At 61.3% G+C, this 25,740-nt stretch carries 19 protein-coding genes; 7 read left to right on the top strand and 12 right to left on the bottom strand.

The window, feature by feature from the left end:
• Window positions 1-73: 73 nt before the first annotated feature.
• On the bottom strand, window positions 74-1,297 hold the full coding sequence (locus tag GA615_RS06800) for a DUF6807 domain-containing protein (RefSeq protein WP_152050521.1): 1,224 nt from the start codon (window positions 1,295-1,297) through the stop codon (window positions 74-76).
• Between the two features lie 304 nt (window positions 1,298-1,601).
• Between GA615_RS06800 and GA615_RS06795 the strand changes: the two genes are divergently transcribed.
• Complete coding sequence (locus tag GA615_RS06795; protein ID WP_235905166.1) at window positions 1,602-1,988, top strand: hypothetical protein; 387 nt, start codon at window positions 1,602-1,604, stop codon at window positions 1,986-1,988.
• Between the two features lie 39 nt (window positions 1,989-2,027).
• Here the strand turns inward: GA615_RS06795 and GA615_RS06790 are convergent, their stop codons facing one another.
• From GA615_RS06790 to GA615_RS06780, 3 genes are all read right to left on the bottom strand, one after another.
• The gene (locus GA615_RS06790; RefSeq protein ID WP_152050519.1) at window positions 2,028-3,173 is read right to left on the bottom strand and encodes a glucose-6-phosphate dehydrogenase assembly protein OpcA; all 1,146 of its coding nucleotides are present in this window, start codon (window positions 3,171-3,173) and stop codon (window positions 2,028-2,030) included.
• 75 nt (window positions 3,174-3,248) lie between these two features.
• On the bottom strand, window positions 3,249-4,679 hold the full coding sequence (locus tag GA615_RS06785; protein ID WP_152050653.1) for a sulfatase family protein: 1,431 nt from the start codon (window positions 4,677-4,679) through the stop codon (window positions 3,249-3,251).
• Between the two features lie 230 nt (window positions 4,680-4,909).
• The gene (locus tag GA615_RS06780; protein WP_161602207.1) at window positions 4,910-8,227 is read right to left on the bottom strand and encodes a S41 family peptidase; all 3,318 of its coding nucleotides are present in this window, start codon (window positions 8,225-8,227) and stop codon (window positions 4,910-4,912) included.
• A gap of 267 nt (window positions 8,228-8,494) precedes the next feature.
• Here GA615_RS06780 and GA615_RS06775 point away from each other — a divergent pair, with 267 nt between their 5' ends.
• Together GA615_RS06775 and GA615_RS06770 are read left to right on the top strand one after the other, a co-directional pair.
• Window positions 8,495-10,921, top strand: coding sequence for an ABC transporter substrate-binding protein (locus GA615_RS06775; protein ID WP_161602206.1), 2,427 nt, complete (start codon window positions 8,495-8,497; stop codon window positions 10,919-10,921).
• Window positions 10,918-12,573 (top strand): hypothetical protein, encoded by a 1,656-nt coding sequence (locus tag GA615_RS06770; protein ID WP_152050516.1) that lies wholly within the window; start codon window positions 10,918-10,920, stop codon window positions 12,571-12,573. The genes GA615_RS06775 and GA615_RS06770 overlap by 4 nt, the downstream gene beginning before the upstream one ends.
• Window positions 12,574-12,610: 37 nt before the next feature.
• On the opposite strand, the gene GA615_RS06765 is transcribed toward GA615_RS06770, so the two are convergent.
• On the bottom strand, window positions 12,611-13,204 hold the full coding sequence (locus tag GA615_RS06765; protein ID WP_235905165.1) for a GbsR/MarR family transcriptional regulator: 594 nt from the start codon (window positions 13,202-13,204) through the stop codon (window positions 12,611-12,613).
• A gap of 278 nt (window positions 13,205-13,482) precedes the next feature.
• Here GA615_RS06765 and GA615_RS06760 point away from each other — a divergent pair, with 278 nt between their 5' ends.
• Complete coding sequence (locus GA615_RS06760; RefSeq protein ID WP_152050514.1) at window positions 13,483-16,065, top strand: DUF1549 and DUF1553 domain-containing protein; 2,583 nt, start codon at window positions 13,483-13,485, stop codon at window positions 16,063-16,065.
• A 64-nt stretch (window positions 16,066-16,129) separates the two neighbouring features.
• Window positions 16,130-17,485: a DUF1501 domain-containing protein gene (locus GA615_RS06755; RefSeq protein WP_152050513.1), complete on the top strand. Its 1,356-nt coding sequence runs from the start codon at window positions 16,130-16,132 to the stop codon at window positions 17,483-17,485.
• A gap of 33 nt (window positions 17,486-17,518) precedes the next feature.
• Here GA615_RS06755 and GA615_RS06750 read toward each other — a convergent pair whose 3' ends face one another.
• Entirely contained in the window at window positions 17,519-17,860 is a 342-nt protein-coding gene (locus tag GA615_RS06750) for a DUF4112 domain-containing protein (protein ID WP_161602205.1), read from the bottom strand.
• A 147-nt stretch (window positions 17,861-18,007) separates the two neighbouring features.
• The gene (locus tag GA615_RS06745; protein WP_235905162.1) at window positions 18,008-18,289 is read right to left on the bottom strand and encodes a GlsB/YeaQ/YmgE family stress response membrane protein; all 282 of its coding nucleotides are present in this window, start codon (window positions 18,287-18,289) and stop codon (window positions 18,008-18,010) included.
• Between the two features lie 222 nt (window positions 18,290-18,511).
• On the opposite strand from GA615_RS06745, the gene GA615_RS06740 reads away from it, so the two are divergent.
• Window positions 18,512-20,521, top strand: coding sequence for a YjhG/YagF family D-xylonate dehydratase (locus GA615_RS06740; RefSeq protein ID WP_152050511.1), 2,010 nt, complete (start codon window positions 18,512-18,514; stop codon window positions 20,519-20,521).
• Between the two features lie 73 nt (window positions 20,522-20,594).
• Here the strand turns inward: GA615_RS06740 and GA615_RS06735 are convergent, their stop codons facing one another.
• From GA615_RS06735 to ilvD, 4 genes are all read right to left on the bottom strand, one after another.
• The gene (locus GA615_RS06735; protein WP_152050510.1) at window positions 20,595-20,963 is read right to left on the bottom strand and encodes a Sec-independent protein translocase subunit TatA/TatB; all 369 of its coding nucleotides are present in this window, start codon (window positions 20,961-20,963) and stop codon (window positions 20,595-20,597) included.
• 104 nt (window positions 20,964-21,067) lie between these two features.
• Window positions 21,068-21,301, bottom strand: a complete 234-nt coding sequence (locus GA615_RS06730; RefSeq protein ID WP_235905161.1) for a Sec-independent protein translocase subunit TatA/TatB — start codon at window positions 21,299-21,301, stop codon at window positions 21,068-21,070.
• Between the two features lie 113 nt (window positions 21,302-21,414).
• On the bottom strand, window positions 21,415-21,759 hold the full coding sequence (locus GA615_RS06725) for a hypothetical protein (protein WP_152050509.1): 345 nt from the start codon (window positions 21,757-21,759) through the stop codon (window positions 21,415-21,417).
• A gap of 407 nt (window positions 21,760-22,166) precedes the next feature.
• On the bottom strand, window positions 22,167-23,870 hold the full coding sequence (gene ilvD / locus GA615_RS06720; RefSeq protein WP_152050508.1) for a dihydroxy-acid dehydratase: 1,704 nt from the start codon (window positions 23,868-23,870) through the stop codon (window positions 22,167-22,169).
• A gap of 167 nt (window positions 23,871-24,037) precedes the next feature.
• Between ilvD and GA615_RS06715 the strand changes: the two genes are divergently transcribed.
• Window positions 24,038-25,174 (top strand): D-TA family PLP-dependent enzyme, encoded by a 1,137-nt coding sequence (locus GA615_RS06715; protein ID WP_201750122.1) that lies wholly within the window; start codon window positions 24,038-24,040, stop codon window positions 25,172-25,174.
• A 35-nt stretch (window positions 25,175-25,209) separates the two neighbouring features.
• Here the strand turns inward: GA615_RS06715 and GA615_RS06710 are convergent, their stop codons facing one another.
• Window positions 25,210-25,740: a hypothetical protein gene (locus GA615_RS06710; protein ID WP_235905159.1), complete on the bottom strand. Its 531-nt coding sequence runs from the start codon at window positions 25,738-25,740 to the stop codon at window positions 25,210-25,212.

Here is a 25,740-nt window from a genome sequence, read left to right as displayed (position 1 = left end):
CCAGCCTGATCCTGATGCCGCAACTTCGAAGATCAAGCTGGAATCGCCCGTTCCTCAGGGGGGGCGGCCCGAATCACTTCGCTTCGCTGAGCTGCACCTCAGGAGGATTCGCGTAGGCCTCGAATTCACGAGCGATCTTTGCCTGATCGGTGTCTCCTTCGTGGAGGATCACCCGATAGCGGAGCTCGATTGATTCTCCCGGAGCGATTGTGTGAGTTCCCGAGTCCGCGTAGTTGAAGTCCTTGTAGCCGAACGGATTGGCCGCAAAGAGTCCATAATCGCGGACGTGCCAGGTTGTCGGATAACGGAAGCTGCTGGGGTGATTCAGAATGGCAACACCGAGGGTTTCGTTTCCAATCGGCCCCGTATAATCGACCCACGGCGAGGCCTTGCCCCACGCTTCGGTATCAACAATCCCCTCGGCGTTGACAATTCGCCCCCCTGTTTTCTTATTGACGTTCATGGATGATGCCAACCGGAGTCCGAAGGTTCCTTCCTTCGTATCCTCGAACGTCACAGAAGACTTTCCGGCGGAGATGGTCACGTCGAAATCAATCACACGCACCCCGTCGAGATCATAGGTGCGCCAAACCCGATGGTCGGTGCAAAGCACCTGACCTTCCGGGGAATTCCAGGCGTTCGCCGTCTCAATGACCCCCACGACCGGACCGTCAATGATCCCCAGCCGATCGGATTCCGTGATTCTCCCAAACTTCGGGTTGGGTCGGTTCAGCGGGTCGGAAGCCCAGAAGTCGACTCCATCAACATTTCCGTGCGTGAACCAAAACGATCGCTGGTGCGGGTGGTCACGATCCTCCCCCTCCACGTCCTCCATCGGGTAAGCCCTCGTCATGGGAGCCCCCGTGGGACCGATGACCGGAAAGAAATACGGCTTGGGACCGTCCTCGGCGCGATAGATGGTAAAAAGATCACCATCGATTTCAACGCGGAGATCACGCCCCTCGCTCGTGATCGAAACCCCTTCCGTCGCGTCTGTCGAAGGTTCCAGCGTGTAGTGAGCCGTCTCTCGGGCTCCGAGCGCGGGAATCACCATCGCCAGTGCCAGCGATTCCCCATCTCGAACCACCTGGGCCTCAATGGAAGCTCCATCACCTTTCAGCGGCTTCAGCGTGTAGACACCCGGTTCGAGGTCCGCATCCTTGAGTGTCAAAAAAACGGGCGAATTCGTGAGCTCAACACCTTGCCCGGTCAAGGTTACCGTGATGTCCGCAGCCATTGCGGTTGGACCCGTGAACGCAACAAGCAAGAGGGCGGCCTTCGTGAGTCGTTCAATCATTGCAGTCCTCCCGGAGTGGCATCGAAGAATCGAGACAGAGGCTCGGAGTTCAGGGCTGGCTCGTGGCCTGAACAGGACCGAGCGGCTATCCTACGGCCACTCAGGTTCGGATCGCCAGGGGGGAGCAGGGCCTTCTCGAATGACTTACGAGGAGTTTTTTGATCACTGTTTCCGTCTCCTTCAACCGCTCGAGTGTTCGAGTGAGGATGGGGAAGAATTTCGGGATCCGCCCCTCGACGTTCTTCGGTACGAGGTGCGCAGCGTCCGACTCCACTGGATTCCTGTTGTTGGCCGAGGTCTCGGAGTGGTCGCAATCATTCACCAGCCGAAGGATGTGACGGCCAGCGCGGCCTCTCATCGCGAGCTCATCCTCCGGGTTTCCCGAGCCGTTCATGGCCGATATCCCCCGTGGCCCTCCGGAGGCCCGGGCTTTGTGATTGGCTTGACCACCGTCATCATCACAACCGACCTGATCAGCCCTGAGGACGAGCAGTTCCTGGCCCTCGCGTTGCCGAGCCAAGCTCGATCGCGGATCGTCCCGATGGGCCTCTTCCGCGTCAATCTGGAACAGGAAGCCTTTGCCTTCGCCATCGGACCCTCGCCGCAAGACCTTTTCCCCGAGGCAATCACCCTGGCGGACGGACTCTCGAGCGTGTTGGGACGATTCCTTCCTCCGCTTGAACTAGAGTAATCCCAAAAGGAATGCCTGCGGCTGCTCGATCTCCTTCGTTCAGCATCCCAACAACCAGAGCGTGATCGGCAGGGCGCGATGGTAGGGCGGATCAGAACGATCGGTGAGCAATGCAGCCGAAACGGAATGGGTCGTCTCGGGAACGGGAACCTTGACCAGTCTCGGAAAGGCACATCCCTGGCCGGCTGCGTCGATCACGCAAATCTCACACGTCCCCTGACCATCACATTGAATTCTGAGTGTGGTCGCCGTCTGAGCCTCTGGACGGAGTCTGATCTCGACCTCCGCGATCTGGGCACGAGAAATGCTTTCGCCAGGCTCTGACTCGATGATCACGTCGACTGAGTCCTCCGGACCACGAAAGGCGGCCTCAACTCGGCCCTTCCCCTTGAATCTGGGGCTTCCCTCGGGCTTCCAGCCCAGTTGCCCGGCCAGCCAGGCGATCAACCAGGCAGCGGCTCGGTGCGGTCGATTCGTCTCCTTGCCAATCGACCTGACCCGGACGGAGGCGATCCGCGCGAGATTCCCCGTTGCGGGTGAATCGAATTGATCCGCGATCAGACTTCGCCAGGCCGTCAGTCCAAACCATACGAGATCCCGGGCCGATTGCCGGCCGCCAGGCTCAATTGCGGCAGCCAGACTGGCGGGATCGGTTTCCGGATCGGGAAGGTCGAGGATGATCCGAGTCGCTTCTCCGGAGAGTTGCTCAAAAAGATCAGGAGCCTCCCGAGGGTCATCGCACCACCAGAGGACCGAGTGCAGGTCGGACTCCACCAGCGACCGAACTGCGCCGGGCAACAAGTCTCGCCCCTCGACATTGGTCCGGAGAATGATCTGCTCACTGCAAACCTGCGGCCGTCCGGGCGCCGGTAAATGGCACTGTGCAGAAACCTCCGTGAGAAGCTTTCGACCCGCTCCGGGATCATGCCTCAGAACAATCATCCGAGAGGGATACTGGGTCGTAATCGCCTCGATGGTCGCCTCCATCTCGGGTCGATTCGATCCGAAGTGCACGATGACAACATTCGCCAGCACCACTCGGGTGACCGCCGGGGATTCGAGTTCCGGTCCCCCCGCCTTCTCGGCGGCAGGGCCCCAGAGTTGATCGAGCGCTTGCTCAACCTCGGTCAGCTCGACCGGAATGCCCTGTCCTTCATAAAACGCTTCGACCGTACTGGACGACATGATCGCACTCTCAATGACGACTCGAATTGGGCAGACAGAAGACCGCTCAGAGTGGGAGATCCAGCATTATGCCGTTCAGTTTCTCTCACGTTCCCAACGCTTCATAAGGGAAATGTTGGATTCGATTTCGGCTGCACGCTGAGGGTTGTTTCGCCTCACGTTTTCCAAGTACTGTGCCATGTCACTGTCGTACATTGCACTGGGTTCAGGCTCTACCCCGAGATCGCCGGTCATCATCATCCATTCGTGCAGTTCGTTCCGAAGATCAAGGTGGTCGCGATGTTCGGGGGTTATCGCAAGATTCGAAAGCTCCCACGGGTCCGAACAAAGATCGTACAATTCGTACTGGGGACGTTTCGTTGCGAAGTGGAGGCTCTGAGCTTCGTTCAACGCCCCCTCTTGGTGCAATCGTCGGAGCGTTTGCAAGATTGCTTTATTATCCTTGTATGCATTGGGCTGGAGATAGGGCCGCTCTGGATAACGGTTCAGAATCCATTTATAACGATCGGTTCTGAGACATCGAATTCCATCAACCGTCTCATCGCAACGATCCCTCGCCGAGATGATCAATCGTCGAGGCTCATGATCTTCCGCGAACAAAGACCGCCCTTGCATGCCAGAGGGAACCTCGATTCCAGCCAGATCAATTGAAGTGACCGACATGTCAATGTGGACAATCAGGTCATCGCGAACCGTTCCTTGAGGAAGTCCTGGTCCACGCACGATGAACGGAATCTTGATCCCTTCCTCGTACAGGAACTGCTTGCCTCGCGCATGGCTGATCCCGTGGTCAGTGATGAAAAACACATAGGTAGAGGCAAGAAGGCCTTCCTCCTCCAGCCGATCAACAATCTGACCCACCTGCAAGTCTGTGTAGCGGACCGCATCAAGGTATCGGGCCCAGTCTTCCAGAAGCACCGGGTCACGAGGGTAATACGGTGGCAGGGAGACGGACTCCGGTTCGGTGAGGGAACCCAGCTCCGGCTCGACGCGCTCGGCCCAGTTGGCCCCCTCCCGGAGCTTGCCACCACTCAGTTGGATCTGGGCGAAGAAGGGTTGCCCGTCCTTCCTTCCAGACCAATCAGCCCCATCGTACAAATTCGGATCGAAATCAAAGTTGTAGTCTGTCTTTCCCGTTCGACCGTCGATTGTACCGTTGCTGGTGAAATAACCCGCCTGCCGAAAACGTTCGGGAATCAATTCCACACCCTTCGGTAATTCGATCCGCTCCGATCCCCGACCACTGCGATGGTGATGGGCACCGATCGTCGTTTGATACATTCCGGTGATCAACGCCGACCGTGAAGCGGAACAGACCGGTGCCGTGACAAACGCATTGGCAAACCGAACTCCCTCTGCGGCCAGGCGGTCGACATTCGGTGTTTCGATCGTCGATTCACCGTAGCAACCGAAGTGAGGGGACATGTCCTCAGCAATGATCCAGAGCACATTCGGGCGATCGTCCGCTCGTAATGGCCCAGAGGCTCCCAGAACACAACCGAGCATGATGATGAGCGTTCGCATGGAGCGGCTCCGGGCCAGAAAGGGACATCGGACGATCTTCCGAACGCGATTCGAGGCCTGTCACGAAAAGTGTCAGGCGAGCTTCTCGACCAGGAAAGGCGATTCGAAACCTCACTGGACAGCCGGAAGTGGTGAGAATCGCTCACCGACTCCCCGACACATCAGTTTTGATCAATCGTTCGAGATCGTTGAATTTGTCCTGATCGCTGAGATCAGTCAACCTTCACCGGGTCGTCCGGTCGATCGGGAAGGGTTCGGGGGTCTTCGTCAATCGCCTTCAAGATCTCGGCGATTGCCCGCTCAAGCTGAGGATCCTTCCCCTGGATCACCGAAGCGGGATCGTTCGCCACCTCGATGTCGGGATCAACACCATAGCCTTCGATGATGTACGATCCATCAACACCGTTCGTCCCGAATTCCGGTACATTGACTCCTCCACCGTCGATCAGCGGCCCGTGATCCGTGATGCCGACCACGCCGCCCCAGGTTCGTTTGCCGATCAAGGGACCAAGCCCGGCCTGTTTGAATCGTGCCGGGAAAATATCACCATCCGAGGCGCTGTTCGCGTTGATCACACAGGCCAGGTGGCCGTAAAACACCTGATTGGGATAGGTCCCAACCCGATCGTTGTTGCGGCTGAATCGCGTGCCGAGCAAGCTCCGGTTGAGCCGTTCAATGAGCATCTGCGACACGTTTCCGCCTCCATTGTTGCGAACATCCACGACAAGCCCCTGCTTGCGAATCTGTGGATAGAAGGTCTTAATAAACTCTCGAAGGCCTTCCGCTCCCATATTGGGAATATGAAGATATCCCAGACGATCCTCGGAAGCTTCCGCCACCTTGCGGCGGTTCCCTTCGACCCAGGCCAGATAGATCAGGTCTGTCTCACTTGACCTCGGCTGCACGGTCACGAACCGGGAACCGTCATGATTCGGCTCGTCGTTGATTTCCAGCGTCACAGGGTCTGAGGCTTTATCTCGTAGCAGTTCGAATGGGTTCCGATCGGTCGTGAGCTCAACTCCGTCGATCGACAGAACAAAATCCCCCTCACTCACATCGACCCCGACCTCGGTCAAGGGAGACCGGTATGTCTCCTCCTCGTTTTGACCTGCGAAAATGCGAGAGATCCGATAGCGTGCCGCCTCATCATCCAGCTCGAATCGACAGCCGAGCAATCCCACACGGGGCCGCTCCGGAACGTCATAATCCCCTCCCGTGATGTATGCGTGCCCGACATTCAACTCGGCGATCATCTCACTGATCACATAGTTCAGATCCGATCGGTGCCCAACATGGTCGAGCAGCGGGCGATATTGATCTCGGATCGCCTCCCAGTCGTAACCATGCATGTTTTCGACATAAAAATAATCTCGGAATCGGCGCCAGACCTCAATAAAGATTTGCGGCCATTCCTCCTCCGGTACACGATCGACTCGAATTCCTTCGGTGGAAACAGACTTCCCGGACTCTTTTCCTTCAGGTGCCGCATCGAGCAGCGTGAAGCTTCCTCCGTTCCGCGCCAGAACCTTCTTCCCATCATGGGAGAGGACGTAACCACTGACATCCTCAATGAGGTTTGTCGCCTCTCGGTCTTCAATCGAAAAGACCACAAGTGTTGGCTTGACCGCCGAATCCCGTCCGTAGTAAAACGGTCCAGAACGAATGTAAAGCAAATGCCCCTCGTTCGCGGTCAAGCGTGAGTAGTTGTCGGCCGGAACCGGCACACGGCTGACGCGCGACGAGAGACCGTCCATCTCGACGATGATCTCCGTTGGCGAAGCCTCCTCGTCCTCGTCCTTCTCCCGATCGGTTCCCGACTCATCGTCATCCTCGTCGGTTTGGTCTCCGCCGACCTCCTCGTCGATTGTCACCTCATCGATTTTGGGAGGGAACGGATGCTCGACATCCTTCCGTAAGGCCATTGCAAAGAGTCCCACCTCACGATCGAGGGCGTAATTCCATTCGATCGTTGAGATCTGCGGGGCGTAATCGCGATCGCTCAGGAAGTAGAGAAAGTTTCCTGCGGGATCCCAGGCGGGGTTGTAGGCATTGAACATCGGATTGGTGATCGGCCTGGGCTCCTCGTCCCCAACCTTCCAGAGGTGGAGGACCCGGTAATCACTCGGCTCACTCAGGCTGAAAGCGAGCCACTGACCATCGGGTGACCACGCATAATCGAGCGATCGGCCCGACGGCTCGTGCGCCACCTCGACCACCTCCTTGCTCTCCACCTCAACGACAAAAATCGAACCTGTCTGGTCAGCGAACGCGACGCGCTCACCATCGGGAGACCAGAGGGGGTTGATCTTCCTCGACTTGCTGTCGCTGGTGAGTGCCTTCGGATCGCCGATTCCCTCCTGAGGCACGAGGTAGAGTTCCTCTTCCCCTGTCTCGTCGGAGACATACAGGACGGATGTTCCATCCGGCGACCATCGAGCCGCGCGGTCGTGCGCTCCCGGAGATCGGGTCAAGTTCCGGGTTGGTCCGTGCTCGATCGGGGCGTTGAACACGTCTCCCCGACCAACAAACAGGGCCCGCTCTCCCTTCGGACTCAGTTCGAAGTCTTCTAGCACATCCGAAGCATCCACCCGTTGCGGCCGGCGGGGCAGGGCATCGTCCGGCACGGTAATCGAAACCTTCTCCACCTCTCCCGAATCGACGTTCAGGACGTAAAGTTCGCCGGCCTTCTCAAAGATGATGCGTCCGTCGTCTGCCTTGCTCGGCCAGCGGACATCCCAGGTCGTCTCCTTGGTCAGAGCAACGGTTTCCTCGGTTTCGGGATCAAATTGGTAAAGGTTGAGTGTCCCCGATCGATCGGAACTGAAGTAGATCGCGTCGCCGATCCACATTGGGTCACGTTCGGTCCTGTTTGAGTGTGAAACGGGGGACAGGTCTGCGCTTTCCAGATCAAAGATGTAGAGATTCTGAGCCCATCCCCCTTCGTAGCGCTTCCACGATCGAAAGTCTCGGGTCAAGGGCGAATAGATGATTTGGTCCCCCTCCGGAGACAGATCACCACCTCCGGAAACCGGCATCGGCAGGGCCCTGGGAAAGCCGCCCTCAGGCGAGACGGTGTAGAGCCTTGTATCGGTGAGATCCCATCCGTCCCGCATTGACCGAAAGAGGACCGACGTCCCATCCGGTGTCCACCCGTAAACCTGGTTATCATATCCCCAACGTGGGGGCAGGGGACCCCTCGCGGGATAATGCGTCAGACGCCTGGGAACACCGCCATTACTGGGAATGACGTAGACTTGCTCGTCGCCGTCGTATTGACCGGTAAAGGCGATCTGCGATCCGTCGGGCGAGAACTTTGGAAACAGTTCCAGACCCGGATGCGTCGTCAAGCGACGAGCGATTCCCCCCTCGATCGGCGCCGTCCAGAGGTCTCCGGCATAGGTAAACACCACGGTCGAGTCATGCAGGTCGGGGAAGCGAAGAAGCTTCGTCTCCGCGGTGGCTGTCGAGTCGCCTGCCGAGACGACCATCAGGGCAAGCAGACCAATACAGAGGGGCCTGAATCGGATCATGGTGCAATTCCCGCGCATGAAGATGACCCCAAGGGGCGGCAGGGGAAAGCCAATCCGTTTCCCTTGCGGGCGGAATCGGCCTGGTGAGGTTGGGACGATTCTACGACGCGACTTGATCTGGGTCACGCAGTTCAACCTGCGGTTTTCTCCCCTCAGCCACTTTCCTTCCCACAGTTTCCTCATGCACCTTCAGGCGATAGGATAATCTCAGGAAGGCTTTGGCCTCCTTGACGTTGTCCCGCGTTTCCTGTGATGGATCGGCCCCTCATGCGATGCTTTCGGCATGCCCCCCAGACCATGTGTTTGCTGGTCACCTTCGGTGGTATTGTCCTGGCTGGTCTCGGGGCCGAGTTAAGGGCAAAGCAACTTCCTGACGTCTCGATTCCAGCGAATCGCGACCTCCTCCGCGACCCTCCCTTCGACCGGCTGACCTTGATCGACGGCACCATTCTCTTTGTGGATCCGGTCAGTCCGCGACCGCTCCCCGACAAGGAAGAACTCCGCGCGGCGGAGTCGAAGGAATCTCCCCGTTTTGAACGAGTGGGGGGGCTACTCGTCAGCAAGGCTCCTGAGCTCAATCGGGATCCGAGTGACAACGCCATTGTGATCCGCACTCAGGAAGACGAACCCAGAGATTACTACGTCAAGATCACATCGATTCAGTCGGCCGATTATTTCGACGACATTCTCCTGGCCGAAGCCCTCCGCCGCGCGCAATCAAACGACTTCGACCGTGCCTTTGAGCTGGTCCTGGCGGTTCGATCTCGTGATCCAAACTGGCGGGGGCTTCGAGAGACGGCAGATCGAATCATCTTCCTCGAAGGCCAGCATGCGCTTGATCGCGGGCAGGTGGATGATGGGCTTCGGCTCCTCGGCCAACTGCATGATCGAGCCCCAGAAACCCCAAATCTCAAACCCCTGCTCGCCAAAGGCTACGCTGGACGCATCGAATCGGCGATCGAACAGGGGGCGTATGCCCTTGGCCGTCGTGTTCTGACCGAGCTTCGCAACCTGACACCTGAGGCCCCCGAAGTCGCTCGCATGGAGCAGCGATTTATCTCCCTGGCGCAACGCCTGGCCGAGGAGGCTGATCGTCTTGAAGGGCCAGATCGTGTCGAACGACTTGCCGATGCACTCCGCGTCTGGCCCAATGACGAGGCGATCGCGGCACGCTATCAGGAAGCGTTCCTTCAGTTTCCCGTTCTTGATGTCGCGGTCCTCGACGTTCCTCGCCGTCCGGGCCCGTTCCTCGAATGCCCGGCCGATACCCGAGTCATGAGCCTGCTTTACCGCCCGATTCTCGCAGAATCGTCCGAGCAAGCGACTCGAGGCGAACTGCCCGACCAGCTTGCGGCCGAGTTGACGATCGGTGAGATCGGCCGTCGTCTCGAACTGCGGATCAAGAAAGGGATCACCTGGAACGACGGTTCTCGATCCATCAACGCCATTGACGTGGCCAGGACCCTGACCGATCGCGCGCTCCCCAGCACGCTCGGCTACGATGCCCGATGGGCCGATCTGCTCACCCGTGTCAGGCCCATCGACGACACAACGCTGGAAGTCACCCTGAAACGGACTCCCCTCGATCCCGCGGCCTGGCTTCTCCTCCCCGCGGGACCCGCGCATGCGGGACGAGACGGCCTCGTCTGGACCCCCTCTGGACCCAGGCCCATCGGCAGTGGCTTATTCACACTTGGCCCGTTGACTCGATCGACCGCACGCATTGATCGTGCCGATCGATTGGAGGAGGGAACCCCATCCCTGGCTCGAATCAATGAGCGACGGTACGAGCCGCCGACGGACCCTGTGGCCGCCCTGCGTCGAGGTGAGGTCACGTTGCTCGAATCGGTTCCCCATGATCGGGTCCGTGAGCTCGAGAACGACCCCGAGATTCAGATCGGTCGCTACCGTGCTCCCCGAATGCATTGGATCGCCCTCGACGGCCGCAACCCCTTGCTCCGCAACCGGTCGCTTCGGCGTGGCCTCAGCTTCGCGATCAATCGAGAGGAATTGCTCCAGGAACGCATCCTTCGAGCGCCTCTGGATGAGACCTCGATCCCCAGTGACGGGCCATTTCCCGCTGGTTCCGCAACCGATGATCCCGAAGTGTCTCCTCTCACCCACGACCCACTCCTCGCCAAGATGCTTGTCCGAGCCGCCAAGCAAGAGATGGGGATCGACGCAATTGAACTCACCTTGGCGTATCCGTCGATCCCGTCTGCTCGCGCGGTTGTGTCCAAACTGGTCGATGCCTTTGCAGATGCCGGGGTCGTTCTCAACCCAGTGGAGCGACCTCAATCGGATCTGGAAACCGAGTTGCGTCAGGGGGCTCGGTTCGACCTGGCATATCGGGTTGCCTCGATCAGCAACCCGATGCTGGAGATCGGCCCGGTTCTTTGCCCGGGTTACTCCGCCCCGCCACAAGCGGACGGCCTCGGAGCCCTGGCAAGCGCTCGGATGTTGCAACTGTTACTCCGGTTGGAACAGGTGCAGGACCTCCCTTCCGCTCGGGAGCAGCTCCTTCTTATCGACCGCGAAACCCGCGACGAACTCCCGATTTTACCTCTCTGGCAACTGAAAGAGCAGTTCGCCTGGCGAACCCGACTGACCGGCCCGTCGCACGAAGTCGACGAGTTGTATGAAGGAATCGAGTCGTGGACGATCGAACCTTGGTTTTCCCGAGACCTCCCATGATTCGGAGCTTCCCCCAGAGACGATCGTGGCCGCTTCTACTCATTGGGATTGGCCTTTGCCTGAGTCTGGTCACGAGTGACAGTCAGGCTCAGGAGGAGGCTCCGCCAGTCGACGACGCGCCAGCGACTCCGATCGAGCTTCGCCCGTATACGATCCGAGTCTGGTTCTCAATCGATTCCAACGCGCGAATGGGCCAGGCCTCCGCAGAGGCTCTCATCGATCAGTGGCTGACCCTCACGCATCGCTTCGTCGGAGCTCCCTGGCAGATCGAGATCCAGCCAGACGAAGGCCCGTTACGCGGTCGGTCACCCCAGCAGCTTGAACCCGCACTGGTCGCACCTGGTGTCAAAGGGGCGGAGAAAGGCTGGTTTCTTCGTGTCGAGTCGGCGCCAACAGGGGGGGGATTCACGCTCCTTGGTCGGGAATACGACGCCACGGCCCGCCAGCTTGGCCCCCTTTATCGACAGCCCGCTCCCTACCCGAAAGATGCCGCTCGCGCCCTGTTTGAGCTCTCCCGGCGCGTCTTTTCCCCCGTCGCCGAGATTGTTCGATCCGACCCAGGAGCCGAGCTTCGAGTTCAAGGGGCCGCCCTCCCCACCCCCGATCGTCTGGGTCGCCTGGTCGAACCAGGCCTGGTTTTCCGCCCGTACTGGATCTTCCTCGGTCCGGAATCCACCATTCGCGAAATCCGCTCCATTCCCTTTACCTACCTTCATGTGGACGAAATTGAAGGGTCGATCGCTCGATGCGAGATCGTCAGTGGACTCCGGCAACCATTGCCCAAGCAAGTGGCCGGACGCTACCGACTTGTTGCGCTGGGATTGAATCCTGCTGATGTCCCGACCCGCTTTCGCTTCGTATCCGGAGAAGGAGAGCAGCAGCTCCCCGCCGCCGGCTATGTGCTAACCGCCCGAGGCCTGCGCGATCGGGTCGCTTCAGAGGTCGGCACGACCGACCGAGAAGGACGCATCACCCTGCCACCAAGGTTTTCCGACAAGCTTGTGATGCTTCGCCTGCTCGCCGCAGGGATCGAGCCTCTCCGAGAATTTCCTGTCCTTCCCGGAGAATCGCCCGAAGAGCGAGAGGTGCCCGTCGAGCCTCGGCCCGAGGCCGTGTCCCTCGAATTTCGCCTCAAAGCTCTCCAGGATGAAATTGTCGACCTGATCGCCCGCCGAGGAGTGCTTGAGGCTCGGCTCGATGCCCGAGCGTCAGGGCAAGCATGGGACGAGGTCAAGCAACTCCTCGAGGAGTACGACCAGTTCCCTGCTCGAAGTGAGTTCGAAGAACGTCTCGCCCGCCTCGCCGAGGATGCCCAACTCGCTCAAGCGGAACTCGGGGTCCCCATCCTGACCCGAACGGCCCAGGCCGAACTGGCCGAAACCCGGGCCCTCATCGAACGCTATCTCGATGATGAGGCATACCAGGCCTATCTTGATGCCTATCAACGTGCTCAAGATCCAGACGGAACGTCCTCATCCCTCGGTTCCCCGAGTCCCCTGGTCCGATCAACCGAGGGCTCCCCGGTGCGATCGCCGGACTCCCCGAAATCAAACACTCCTGCGTCGAAACCTTCCGCGAATCCAGCGCAACCAAAGCCTGCTACACCTCAGCCCAGGGCTCCTTCCGGTGGCGGAGGACTGGTGCCATTCTGAGGTCAAGCCCAACACTTCATGTTGCTGACCGACGGGATCACTTCACGTGTGACGATGACCCAGCCGAAACGGTCTCCCGACCCGTTCCCGCATCCGCTGCCGGCCGGCCAGGCCCAAAGAGCCGAGAAAGCGTTGCCCCCCCTTTGAACAGGGCTTGCAGGGCAGAGCTCGGCAAGCGGTCGATGTGACTGTAAAACATCGTCACCATCCGCGTGAACTCGAGCATTTTTTCAAGCTGTTCGCGTGTGTACGCCTCATCTGGCCCTGCGTCCTTTGCTTCCTCCACACAGTGTTCCAGCAGCGCAATCGTCGGATCCATCTCCCGACGCTTGCGCTCCGCCATGATCACCCGGAATGTCTCAAAGACATCCTTCAATGCTTCGAACCGATCACACCGGCACCCGATGACATGAACCCGGCGCACCACTCCCCAGGTGATCAGTTCCCGCAGGCTCGTCGAGACGTTCGATCGACTCACCCCAAGCAATGTACTGATCGCGGCTGCGTCCAGCGCTTCAGGCGAAATAAACAACAAGGCATGCACCTGAGCCATCGTGCGGTTGATTCCCCACGCCTGGCCCATCTCTCCCCAGTGCAACACAAACTTCAATGCTGCCGGTGTCAGTTCCACGAGAGGTTCATCCATTTCGGTCTGAACTGAAATATCTGTTCGATCTTACCCTGTCGGTCACGCTCGTCAACCGTGATCAGCTTCGATCGCCCTTGTTTCACACCCTTTTCTCTTCCCAGTAGCAGGAATTCCTGACCTCCTCGGACGCTTGTCAGATTTCCCTTTCGTCGAATCGACGACAAGATTAGGATCGAGAGAACGAATCTCTGAGCGTTCGCTCTTTTCAGAAGTGTGTCGCGTCCGGGACGAATCGTGATTCGGGATCGGAGACCTGACGAATGCATCATCGCGTGTTTCGCCAGTGCTTGTTGATGCTCGTCGTGGCGGTCTTCACGGCGGGGTGTGGAGGAGATCAACCTGCCGTTGTTGCCGACCGAGATCCGCACGCTGATCGGACGGTCGCCTCGAAGCAGCAGGAGCCTCCTGCCGAACGGGTTCCGGCCGAAGCGTCACCCCACAGTTCCCCCGGCCCGACCTTGGCCATCGAGCCCTCGTCGGCCATCCTTCCTCCTGATGCGACGGGTTTGCAATTCATCGTTTCACAGATCAATCCGGATGGCTCGCGTTGCGACGTGACTCAGGAAGTAGTCGGTTGGGAAACATCAACCGAAGACGGAGTCCGTTTCGAGCAATCCGGGTATCTCGTTCCCCAAGAATCTGGCAACGAGACGGTGACGGCCGTATTCCAGGATGGAGCTTCCGTCTCGGCTGAGGTCGTCGTCGAGCGATCGCCCGAGCGATCCTGGAATTTTGCCACCGACATCGTCCCGATCTTCACCCGATTCGGCTGCAATTCCGGAAGTTGTCACGGTAAGGCTGGGGGGCAGAACGGGTTTCACCTCTCGCTGTTCGGATACGATCCGGATGCCGACTACCAGGCGTTGACTCGTGACGCGGGCGGCCGTCGTCTCTCGCTGACCCACCCCGAATCGAGTCTCGTGCTCCTCAAAGGGCTCGGGCGAATTCCGCACGGAGGAGGACCAGCGCTTCCTTCAACATCCGAGGCCAACCAGACGCTCCTCGAATGGATCGATGCCGGCGCTCCGCTTCATCGGGGCGAGGAACACGGTCCTCTGGTTTCCGTCGAGGTGTTCCCGAACGACCTTCGGCTGGCCGAGCCCGGATCACATCAGATTCGGGTTGTTGCAAAATTTGCCGATGGACTGGAACGTGACGTGACCCGACTGTCCCGCTTCGAGGTCCGGGATGATGCGACCGCTTCGGTCGATGACAACGGCCGTGTCACCTTGCTCCGACGCGCTGAGACGGACCTGATCGTTCGCTATCAAACGTCCGTGATTGCCACCCGAGTGGGGACCCGGATGAATCCGGATCTCACGTTTGATTTCGCTTCGCTCCCCCGCCGAAACCTGATCGACGACCATCTGTTCGCAAGGCTTGAATCGCTCAACGTCCCTCCCAGTCCTCCGGCCGATGACGCCTCGTTTCTTCGTCGTGTCTCGCTCGATCTGACTGGCCAGCAACCCCGTCCCGATCAGATCCGAGCATTCCTCGACGACCCCGATCCCGACCGTCGGATCGCGCTTGTCGATCGCTTGATGAACGACCCGTTGTTCGTCGATTTCTGGCATTTGAAGCTCGGCGACCTGCTCCAGATCAGTCAGGCCCGCTTCGGCAATGGCGTCTATCGCTACAACGACTGGGTGAAGGAACAACTCGCCTCCAACACTCCCTGGAATGAGATCGTCCAGACCTTGCTCACCTCCCTCGGCAATCCGAACGACCTCGACGGCGGCCCGGTCAATTACGCCCTCGAAGGTGAGGACGCCCGCGAGCAGGCCGAGCTGACCGCCCAGCGTTTCCTCGGGCTTCGCTTCCGCTGCGCCCAGTGCCACGACCACCCGTTCGACCGCTGGACTCAGGACGATTACTACGGCCTCGCCGCCTTCTTTGCCAAGGTCGGCCGCGCGGTCCCCAATGCCGACGGCATGATGGCTCCCGCAACCGTTGGGGTGAATCCCGAGGGAGTCGTCCTCCACCTTCGCACCGGAGAACCGGCCGTTCCGACCCTTCCGGGCGGCGAGGTGGTCCAACTTGCCGCCGACATCGACCCTCGAACCGTCCTGGCTGACTGGATCACCGCGCCGGACAACCCTTACTTCGCGCGGACCGCCGCCAACTGGGCCTGGGCGCAATTCTTCGGTCGGGGCCTGGCCGAGCCCAGTGATGACCTGAGCGACTCCAATCCCCCGGTTCATCCCGAACTGCTCGACGCTCTGGCCGACGACTTCATCTCACACGGCTTCGACCTCCGTCACCTCATCCGCACCATCGCCTCGTCAGAAGCCTACGGCCTGTCGTCCCGCCCCATCCCGGGGAACGAGGGGGACACCCGGCTGTTTTCTCACCAGACCCCGCGTCCCCTGACCGCGCACCAGATGGCCGACGCCCTGGCTCAAGCCACCGATACCGAACTTCTCTTTAATCTGGGCCGAGGCAGTCAGGGAACGCTTCGATCGAGTAAAGCCGTTCAGGTCAGTGACCCGGCGATCCCCAGCGTTCTCCTCGACACCTTCGGCCGATGCCCCCGCGTGGCCGGGTGTTCGACCGTGGCGACGCCGACCCTCAGCCTTCGACAGGCCCTCTTGCTCGTCGGTGGCAACGCGATCGACGACCGCATCAGCCGATTCGACGGCTACCTCTCCGGCCTCCTCGAACTCGAACCGAGTCGCGCCGAGATTGTCGAGAACCTCTACCTTCGCACCCTCTGCCGCAAACCATCGGACGAGGAATCCGAACACTGGTCCGCCTTGATGGACGAGTCGGATTCCCTCCGAGAGGCCTCCGAAGACCTATTTTGGGCCTTGCTCAACTCTCGAGAATTCGCGTTCAATCACTGAGCCTGGCGACTCGTTCTCCGATCGCCCCGGTTGGCCAGTGCATCACAGACCAAGGGACCTCGCCATGAGATCGAACCCGCCGTCCCGCTCGTGCCCCGGACCGTCCCGCCGAGCAGTTCTCCGGGCCGGAGTACTCGGCGCCTTCGGCCTGGCGCTCGACGACGTTTTTCGCCTCCGCTCCCTTGCCGCTCGCCAGAGTTCCTACGAAACGCAACCGACCCTCGGCGGCACGCCTCGGGCCAAGTCCTGCATCTTGATTTGGCTTTCCGGCGGCCCGAGCCACATCGACACGTTCGACCCCAAACCTGAGGCTCCGAGTGAGTTCCGGGGCGAATTCAAGCCGATCGAGACGGCTGTTCCCGGAGTCCGGATCAGCGAGATCTTCCCCGAGCTGGCGAGCGTCCTCGACCGCTCGACCCTCATCCGAAGCATCACCTCTCCCGAGGCCGAGCACGACCGCGCCACGCACCATCTCCTGACCGGCTATCGCCCCAGCCCGGCCCTGATCTACCCAAGCGTGGGCAGTGTTGTCGCCAAGGTCCGAGGCTTCGAGACCAGCACCCTCCCTCCTCACACCGCCATTCCTTCCGCCCCGCTCTTTGCCTCAAGCGGCTATCTCACCCCCGCCTACGATCCGTTCGCCGTCGGAGGAGATCCGAACCAGGAGGGTTTCCGGGTTCGAGACCTCACGCCTCCCGATCGGCTCACGCTCGATCGGCTGCGACGCCGTCGCTCGATGGTCGCCACGCTCGACCAGTTCGCTGCCGAGGCCGTGATCGACACCCCGCTCACGACCAGCCGAGACTCCTTCTCCGATCAGGCGTTCGAACTACTGACCTCCGGCGCCGCGCAGGAGGCGTTTCAGATCGACGCGGAACCTTCCGATCTCCGCGACCGATATGGCCGGACCCAGCTCGGCCAGTCGCTCCTCCTTGCTCGACGACTAGTCGAGGCCGGTGTCTCATTCGTCACCGTCAACGATCAAGGCGCGGGGCCAGTGGGTTGGGATACGCACCTGAACAATTTCCCGATGCTCCGAGACACCCTTGCCCCTCCCATCGATCGCGGCGTCTCGGCCCTCATCGCCGACCTCGACGATCGTGGTCTGCTCGACGAAACACTCGTCTTGATGATGGGAGAGTTCGGCCGCACCCCGAAGATCAACGACGCCGCCGGTCGCGACCACCACGGCCGAGCCAACAGCATCCTGCTTGCGGGAGGCGGAATGCCTGCCGGCCTCGTGCTCGGAGCCACTGATGCTCGCGGCGATCAGCCAATCGACCGCCCCATCACCCCAAGCGACCTGGCCGCGACCCTGTTCACCGCGCTCGGGATCAATCCGGAACACCGGTTTCAGACCCCGGACGGCCAGCCGATTCGCCTCGTTGACAACGGTCAAGCCATCCAGGAACTGCTCTGACCGGATGCAGGTCATGTCCGAGGCGCGATCGACTTATCGCACTCGCGATTCGGCCGCGCCTCGGGTTTTCGCTGATGCTTCTCGGAGCAACTTCACGTTGCGCATGTTGGCCTTGAAGGCCACGTCGAACAGATCGCCGACCACGGGGACGGCTCCCACGGTGGTATCCAGCACCGAGTTCAAGACCATCCGGACGATCACGGATTTGGGCAGTTTGTAGTAGTAGATCGCCATCAAAATTAACGCTGCCTGAACCGCTCCTCCGGTCAGGTCACCGACTCCCGGAATCAAACCGACGAGCTGGTCAGCACCAAATCGGATCTTGGTTCCAGGAATTCGGAAATTCGCATCCATGAACCAGGCAAGTCGGTCCAAAAAGAGCTCATCCGAAGCGCCTTCGGGAGGGATCCGTTCCGCCTGAACTCGGGTCGGTTTCGTGGTCACCATTTCAGCCTCAAGGTGGAACAAACAACGCCCCTGAACCGACCCCTGGCAGGTCACATGCCGGTTTCGATCGGCCGATTATCCCCGGACGTTCCTCGATCGCGAGTCATTCGCAAACACCCCGACCGCCAGCAAGACAATGGCAAAAATCAGGGCCGAGAAGAACCCCCCCGGACTGAATGCCTCTCCTCCCCCTCGTAACAGATACCAGAACCCTCCGCCCAGCAGCGAGCCGGCAACGCCCAGGAGGACCGTTGCCGGGAGCCCCATCTCGTCTTTGCCCGGATGGAGCAAACGCGCCAGGAATCCCACGACAAGCCCGAAGAGTATCCAGCCAAGAACCGCTCCAATCGTTCCCATGACTCACCTCATCTCGTGATGCTTCGCTGATGACAACCTTCGAGGCAGCGTTGCCTCTCGAAGAAAGTGTCTTGCGAGCGATACAACGCAAGTTAGAGCATATTGCATGCCAAAGGGGTGCGGTTCGCCACCGACACCGCTATGATAGGGGAAAATCGTCATCGCCGACTGCCCACCGAGTGCCCGTTAACTGGCCGTCTCTTGCCCGAGGCTCCGAAGATCATGGATCGGACCAGAACATTCGACTTCTCTGAGATTGTTGACGCACCCTCCGAGTGCCTCGAGGTCCAGACTCATGCCGAGGGGCCTGCCGGCACGCTTCCCCTGACGGACGAGATGCTTCGTTCCTGGCCCTCGGGTGATTTGTTCGGACTCTCTCAGAACACAGGGATGGGCTGGGAACCGTCAACCGCCGCGGATGACCCGTTCCTTATCCTCAGCACTCAGGGCGGACTGCGCGATGACCAGGGCCGGCCGATCGCCCTTGGCTACCACACGGGACATTGGGAGATCGGCCTGCTCGTTCGAGCCGCCGCCGAGGAGCTGCGAGCCCTCGGCGCCTTGCCCTTCGCCGGAGCCGTGACCGACCCCTGCGACGGCCGATCGCAGGGGACGACCGGGATGATGGACAGCCTTCCCTATCGCAACGATGCCGCCATCGTCATGCGGCGCCTCATCCGATCCCTCCCTCGCCGTCGAGGGGTCATCGGCGTGGCGACCTGCGATAAGGGAGCTCCTGCCATGCTCATGGCCCTGGCCGGGTCCAAGCAACTCCCCTGTGTCTTCGTTCCCGGTGGCGTAACCCTCCCGCCTTCCCGGGGTGAAGACGCCGGCAAGATCCAGACGATCGGCGTTCGATATGTCCACGGCGAGCTAAGCCTCGCCGAGGCTGCTGATCTCGGTTGTCGAGCCTGTGCCACTCCCGGCGGCGGCTGCCAGTTCCTCGGCACGGCCGCCACGACTCAGGTGGTCGCCGAGGCCCTGGGCATGACCGTCCCTCACGCCGCGCTTGCCCCCTCCGGACAACCGATCTGGCAGGACATGGCCCGCCGATCCGCCCGAGCCGTTGCGTCGATGGCCAACCGGAACATCCCGTTGGCCGACATCCTCACCGATGCCGCCGTCCGCAACGCAATGGTTGTCCATGCTGCCTTCGGCGGTTCGACGAACCTCTTGCTGCACATTCCGGCCATTGCCTTTGCGGCCGGATTACGACGGCCCACGGTCGACGACTGGCAGGACGTCAACCGTCGGGTGCCTCGGCTCGTCAACGTCCTACCGAACGGCCCGGACGACCACCCGACCGTCCGCGTCTTCCTCGCGGGAGGAGTGCCCGAGGTGATGTTGCACCTCCGCGACCTGGGGTTGCTCGACGACTCGGTCCCCACCGTCTCCGGAAGATCACTCGGTCAGGTTCTCGACTGGTGGCAAACCTCCGACCGTCGGAGCCGACTCCGTGAGACCTTGCAGCAACTCGACGGGGTCGATCCCGATGATGTCATCATGAATCCCGATCGAGCCCGCTCCCGAGGCTTGACCAGCACGGTCACCTTCCCGATCGGGAACCTCGCGCCACTTGGTTCGGTGGTCAAAAGCACGGCCATCGACCCCAGCGTCGTCGATGCCGACGGCGTTTACCGCAAGGTTGGTCCGGCCCGCGTCTTCACCCGAGAACGTGACGCCGTCGCCGCCATCAAGGGGCAGGGGGGGCAGGCTCCCATCGCTCCCGGAGACATCATCGTTCTCATGGGGCGCGGCCCGATGGGAGCCGGCATGGAGGAAACCTATCAGATCACCTCCGCCCTGAAACATCTCCCCTTCGGCAAGCATGTGGCCGTCATCACCGATGCCCGCTTCTCCGGTGTCTCAACCGGGGCCTGTCTCGGCCACGTGGGACCAGAGGCCCTGGCCGGCGGTCCCATTGGACGAGTCCGCGATGGCGATCTCATCCGGATCGAGGTCGACCGCGTGCGACTCGTCGGCCGGGTCGATCTGGTTGGCGTCGGCTCCGAGGAATTCGGGCCTGAGCGCGGCGAGGAACTTCTCGTCGAACGCTCACCGCACCCCGACCTCTCTCCCGACCCCGATCTGCCCGACGATACCCATCTCTGGGCCGCGCTCCAGTCTCTGAGCGGAGGAACCTGGGGGGGATGCGTCTACGATCCCGAGGCCATTCTCGCGGCCATCGGGACTCGAGGAGTCGGCGATCACCTCAACGTCACCACTCGATGAACTGACATCCCAGGTCAAGGGAACGCGGGAGTCAACGGGGCCGCTCATCCACACGGCCCCCGATGACCAGGGATCAGTCGTGGTAAGGTTGCGGATCGTAGGCCGAGGCCGTCTGACCTCGAGGGGCAGGGGAGGGGGCGGCCGTCGGGGGCTCAAATTTGGGGACGGTCGGATCGGGGGCCAGGTCATTCGTCACGGCCGGAGCAGCGCTTGAGGTTGGGTTGCTGTACGATCGTGACGGCATCGGCGAGGTCGAGCTTGCCTGCCGGCCGATCGACCGAAGTTCGTTCTCGACGCCGCTGAATCCTCGGCGGAACTCGGCGATTCCTTTGCCCAGCGACTTTCCCACTTCCGGCAATCGCTTGCCGAACAGCAAGACACCGAGGATCGCGATGACGACCATCTCCTGCGGGCCAACCCCGGGCAGAAAGGCATAGAGCATCGGAAGCACTCCACACAACGAAGTCAATGCGGGCTTGCCCTTGGGAACACGAGGGACGATCGTCAATCGAGTCGCGCGATCGTCCCGTCGCTCGGTCCCGTCAATCAGACGTCCTTGGCCGCGGCCTCGGGCTTTTTGGCATCAGCGGTTGCGCCTTCTTCGATCTCTTCCTCGATACTGTTCATCCCCTTCTTGAACTCGGTCACACTCTTGCCGAGCGATCGCATCACGCCGGGCAGACGGTTGCCGAAGATCAGGAGCGAGACCATGGCGATCGCCGCCATTTCCCAGGGGCCAAACATGTGAAGCACGGCGACGGTGAACAGATCCTGAAACATCGGGGGAGCCTCCGGAGTGGGTCGGGTCGTGGGACCGAGGGAATCTGGTCAGGGGTGTCGGGGGTCGAAGTCGTTTGGGGGAACCGGGCAAGCGGTCGGAGCCGATCAAGGGATCACGGCGGAGGCAAGGTTGCCCCCGCGTCTGTTTCCATCATGATCATGGCACGGGTTGCCATCCATGCGGCGATTCCGAGAAGGAAAAGCACGAACAGGATCAACCGGATCTTCCCGTCGAGCCATCGACGCGGTTGCGAACCGGTCGGGGTTTCGGTCGTTGGAGTCGCCTCCCGACGCGAAGGTGGCTCGCGCCTGGGCGGCGGTGCGGACGACGGCAAGAGCGAGAGGGCCGTCTGCCACGATCGAGGAAGGACCAGCCGAACGATCGGATTGCGTAGGACCGAGGTCCGACCGACGACGAGCAAGACGATGGCGATCGTCAACACAAGCTTCCAGAACACGGCGACACCTCGCCGGAATTGTCCGGGGAGATCGCAGCGACGGAACGCGATCACACACGGCGATCACTTCCGGTCGTTCCACGATCGCCGGGACTAGGGCCCGCCGAGGGGATCGCGACGCACGATCGCCAGTCACATGCGTTTGATGTACGGTCGTCCAGAGCACGGGCGGGAATAACGAACCTCGATGCGGAGGGCCCGACAGTTCGGCGCCGACCGAGGCCAGTGCGTCTCGACAGGGACGACGCGAGGCGGGTTCGAGCTGTTTCTATCCTATCCGGGTGGTTCGGCGTGTCAAACAGATTCTTGCCGAACTTCGGGGCAGTCCCCTTCTTCCGGAGCACTCGGGAACCACTCGCAAGGATGATCCCCGAGGCTCTCGAAACGGAAGTCACCTGGCAAGGCACTCAGATCTTCTGGGCCGGGTTCGGCCCAGGAACTCGAGTCACGGCTCCTTCGGAGGCTGAGGAAACGAGGGCTGCGTACTTGGCCATCACTCCGGTGTCGTACTTCGGTTTCGGGGCGGTCCATTGCGAAAGCCTGGACTTCAGCTCGTCGTCCGAGAGCGCAACGTCGAGCCGTCGGTTGGCGATGTCCAGGGTGATCACGTCGCCGTCCCGAACCGCGGCAATCGGTCCGCCTCGGGCCGCTTCCGGGGCCACGTGTCCGGCCATCAGGCCTCGGGTCGCGCCACTGAAGCGGCCGTCGGTCATCAAGGCAACGGTTTCACCGAGGCCGGCTCCCACAATCGCCGCCGTCACGCCGAGCATCTCCCGCATGCCGGGACCACCCGCCGGACCTTCGTAGCGGATCACCACCACGTCGTTCGGCTGGATCTGATCGGCGAGGACCGCGGCCATCGCCTGCTCTTCCGAGTCGAACACGCGGGCCGGTCCTTGATGAAAATTCCGCTCCGAGCCGGCCACCTTGATAACGCAACCCTCCGGCGCGAGGTTTCCCTTCAAGATCACCAGTCCGCCGGTCGGCTTCAAGGGGTGATCGAGCGATCGGACCACCTCTTGCCCCGGTTCCTCGACCGCCACCGCCGATTCCTCCGCGATCGTTCGGCCGCTTGGTGTCAGTTGCGACCCATCGAGCTTCCCGGCCTCAATCAATCGCTTGGCCACCAAGGGAACACCACCGGCGCGGTCGAGATCAGCGGCGACGAACCGGCCGCCGGGCTTCAGGTCGGCCAGGGTCGGCGTCCGAGTGCTCACGGTATCGAAGTCGTCGATGGTCAACGGCACCCCGACTTCCCGGGCGATCGCCAACAGGTGCAACACGGCGTTGGTGGATCCTCCCGTTGCGGCCACGCCGGCGATGGCGTTCTCGAAGGCCAGGCGGGTCAACAGGTCTTTGGGCTTCAGGCCTTTCGTCAGCTGCTCAACAACCAGCTTCCCGGCCTTGTACGCGACTTCTTTTTTCCTCGGGTCGGTCGCCGGAGGGCTGGCGGTGCCGATCGGAGAAATCCCAAGGAATTCAAAGGCCAGGGCCATCGTGTTGGCCGTGAACTGACCACCGCAGGCGCCGGCTCCGGGGCAGGCCACGCCTTCCAGTTCGTGCAAGTCCTCGTCGGTGATGCGTCCCCGGGAGTGGGCTCCGATTGCCTCGAAGACGTCCTGCACCGTCACGTCCTTGCCGTGGTAGTGCCCAGGGGCGATTGAGCCCCCATAAAGCACCAGGCCCGGCACGTCGAGCCGGAGCAATCCCATCGCGCTGCCCGGCATCGTCTTGTCGCAGGCGGCCAGGCAGATCACGGCATCGAAGTAGTGGCCGCGGCCCATCAGTTCGATCGAGTCGGCAATCACCTCGCGGCTGACGAGGCTGGTTTTCATCCCCTCGGTGCCCATGGTGATCCCGTCGCTGATGGCAACGGTGTTGAACTCCATCGGCGTGGCTCCAGCTTCGCGGATGCCTCGCTTTACGTCCTCCGCCAGGGTGCGGAGGTGGTAGTTGCAGTTCATCGTCTCGGTCCAGGTGTTGGCGATGCCGATGATCGGCTTGTGCAGATCGTCATCGGTAAAGCCAATCGCCTTCAGATACGACCGAGCAGCGGCTCGGCTCGGACCATCGAGAAGAATTCGGCTGCGGTGGCGGGTGTCGAATGCCATGAGGGGCGGTGCCTCGCGTTGCGTTGTGGTGGGCAGAATGCGGTGGGTTGTGCCCGATCGCGGAAAAGCTGATATTGTCTCGAATCCGCGGCCAGAATGCCAGCGGCCCAAGCCAGATCGACGCCGTTCCAGGTAGGCCGATTCCACTCTCTGAAGGCCATCCGACCATGCCCATGCTTGCTCCCGAACAGGCCGCCGAGCGTTATCACATCGACGACCTCTCTCAGATTCCCAGTCCTTCGCTCGTCATCTTTGTGGACATCGTGCGCGAAAACCTCCGGAAGATGCTCGAATTGGTCGGCGACCCGGCCCGGCTTCGTCCGCACGTCAAGACACACAAGATGCCGGCGATTGTTCGCATGGCCCTTGAGGAAGGGATCACCAAGCACAAGTGCGCGACGATCGCCGAAGCCGAGATGCTCGGCCAGGCCGGAGCGCCCGACGTTCTGCTGGCTTATCAGCCGGTCGGCCCGAACGTCGAGCGCATGATTCGGCTCCTGACGACCTATCCCAACACCACCTTCCGCACCGTCGTTGACGAACCCGGGCCTGCTCAGGCGCTGTCCGATGCCGTTTCCCGAGTCGGACGATCGCTTCCGACATTGATCGATCTGAACGTCGGCATGAACCGGACAGGGATCATCCCCGGCCCCGAGGCCGATGCTCTTTACGCCGAGATTGCCCGGCTGCCAGGGCTCGAACCCGACGGCCTGCATGCGTACGACGGCCATTCCTCCGATCCCGACCTCGACCAGCGCCGATCGCTCGTCATGAGCATCGTCAAGGAGGTCACCGCCATGCGCGATCGACTCGAAAGCCAGGGGCTCCCTGTCCCCCGGATCGTCATGGGCGGGACGCCACCGTTTCCGATCTACGCTGGCCTGGATCTGCCGAACCTGGAATGCTCTCCCGGCACCATCGTCCTGCACGATGTCGGCTACGGAGCTAAGTTTCCCGACCTTCCCTTTACCCCGGCCGCCTTGCTCCTCGGCCGCGTGGCAAGCCGACCGAAACCGGGGCTCCTCTGCCTCGACATCGGCACGAAGGCCGTTGCCTCTGATCCGATCGGCGATCGCGTCGCTGTGCTCGGAATTCCCGACGCCAAGCTCGGCCGCCAGAACGAGGAGCACCTCATGGTCGAGACGCCGGCCGCCGCCGACTTCCCGCCTGGAACCCCTGTGCTCGCAATTCCCGTCCACATCTGCCCGACCTGCGCGCTCCATCGGGAAGCGTTTGCCATCCAGGACGGCAAGGTGATTGATCGTTGGCCGGTGATCGCAAGGGACCGGACCCTGACGATCTAACCGGCAACTGAACAGGCGGGGGCGGTCGTCCCGGATCAGGACAGGTCTCGCACCGCCTGATCGAGCGTCCTCGCCAGTTCCTCGGGCCGCTGGCTCCCTATGAGCAGCGTCGAACCGTCGTGCAAGGTGATCCGAACCCCCTGGTCTCCCCGAGCGGTGAAGACCCGATCGCCGTTGCGGCTCCGGAGGAACCCCCAGCCGCCACAATCGGCCAGGGGGCGATACTGAACCGGCTCTACCCCCCGGATCTCGGTCAATGACACGACGTGCCGGTACGTTGGCACCAGACCGAACCAGATCCGAAGCTCCGTCGGATGCACTTCCGTGGTCATCCGGAGTAACCCGACCACAAGCATCGGCGGCACGCTGAGCCCGACCGCAATGGCCAGCGGGAACGCCCGGTGCATCCGTAAGGCGTCAATCAGGCTGTTTGGATCGCAGGACCAGAGCACCGCGCCGAGCGCGAGCCCAGCCACGCCCAGCAGGACCGCGTAAATCCAGCCGTGAAACCACTGTTCCTCCCGGTAAATCGCCACCGGGGATCGGTTGACCATGACGATCGACAC

The organism is Tautonia marina (genome assembly GCF_009177065.1).
Classification (GTDB): Bacteria; Planctomycetota; Planctomycetia; order Isosphaerales; family Isosphaeraceae; genus Tautonia; species Tautonia marina.
Note: the sequence above shows the minus strand (reverse complement) of the source record. Positions and strands in the feature narration are given on the sequence as shown.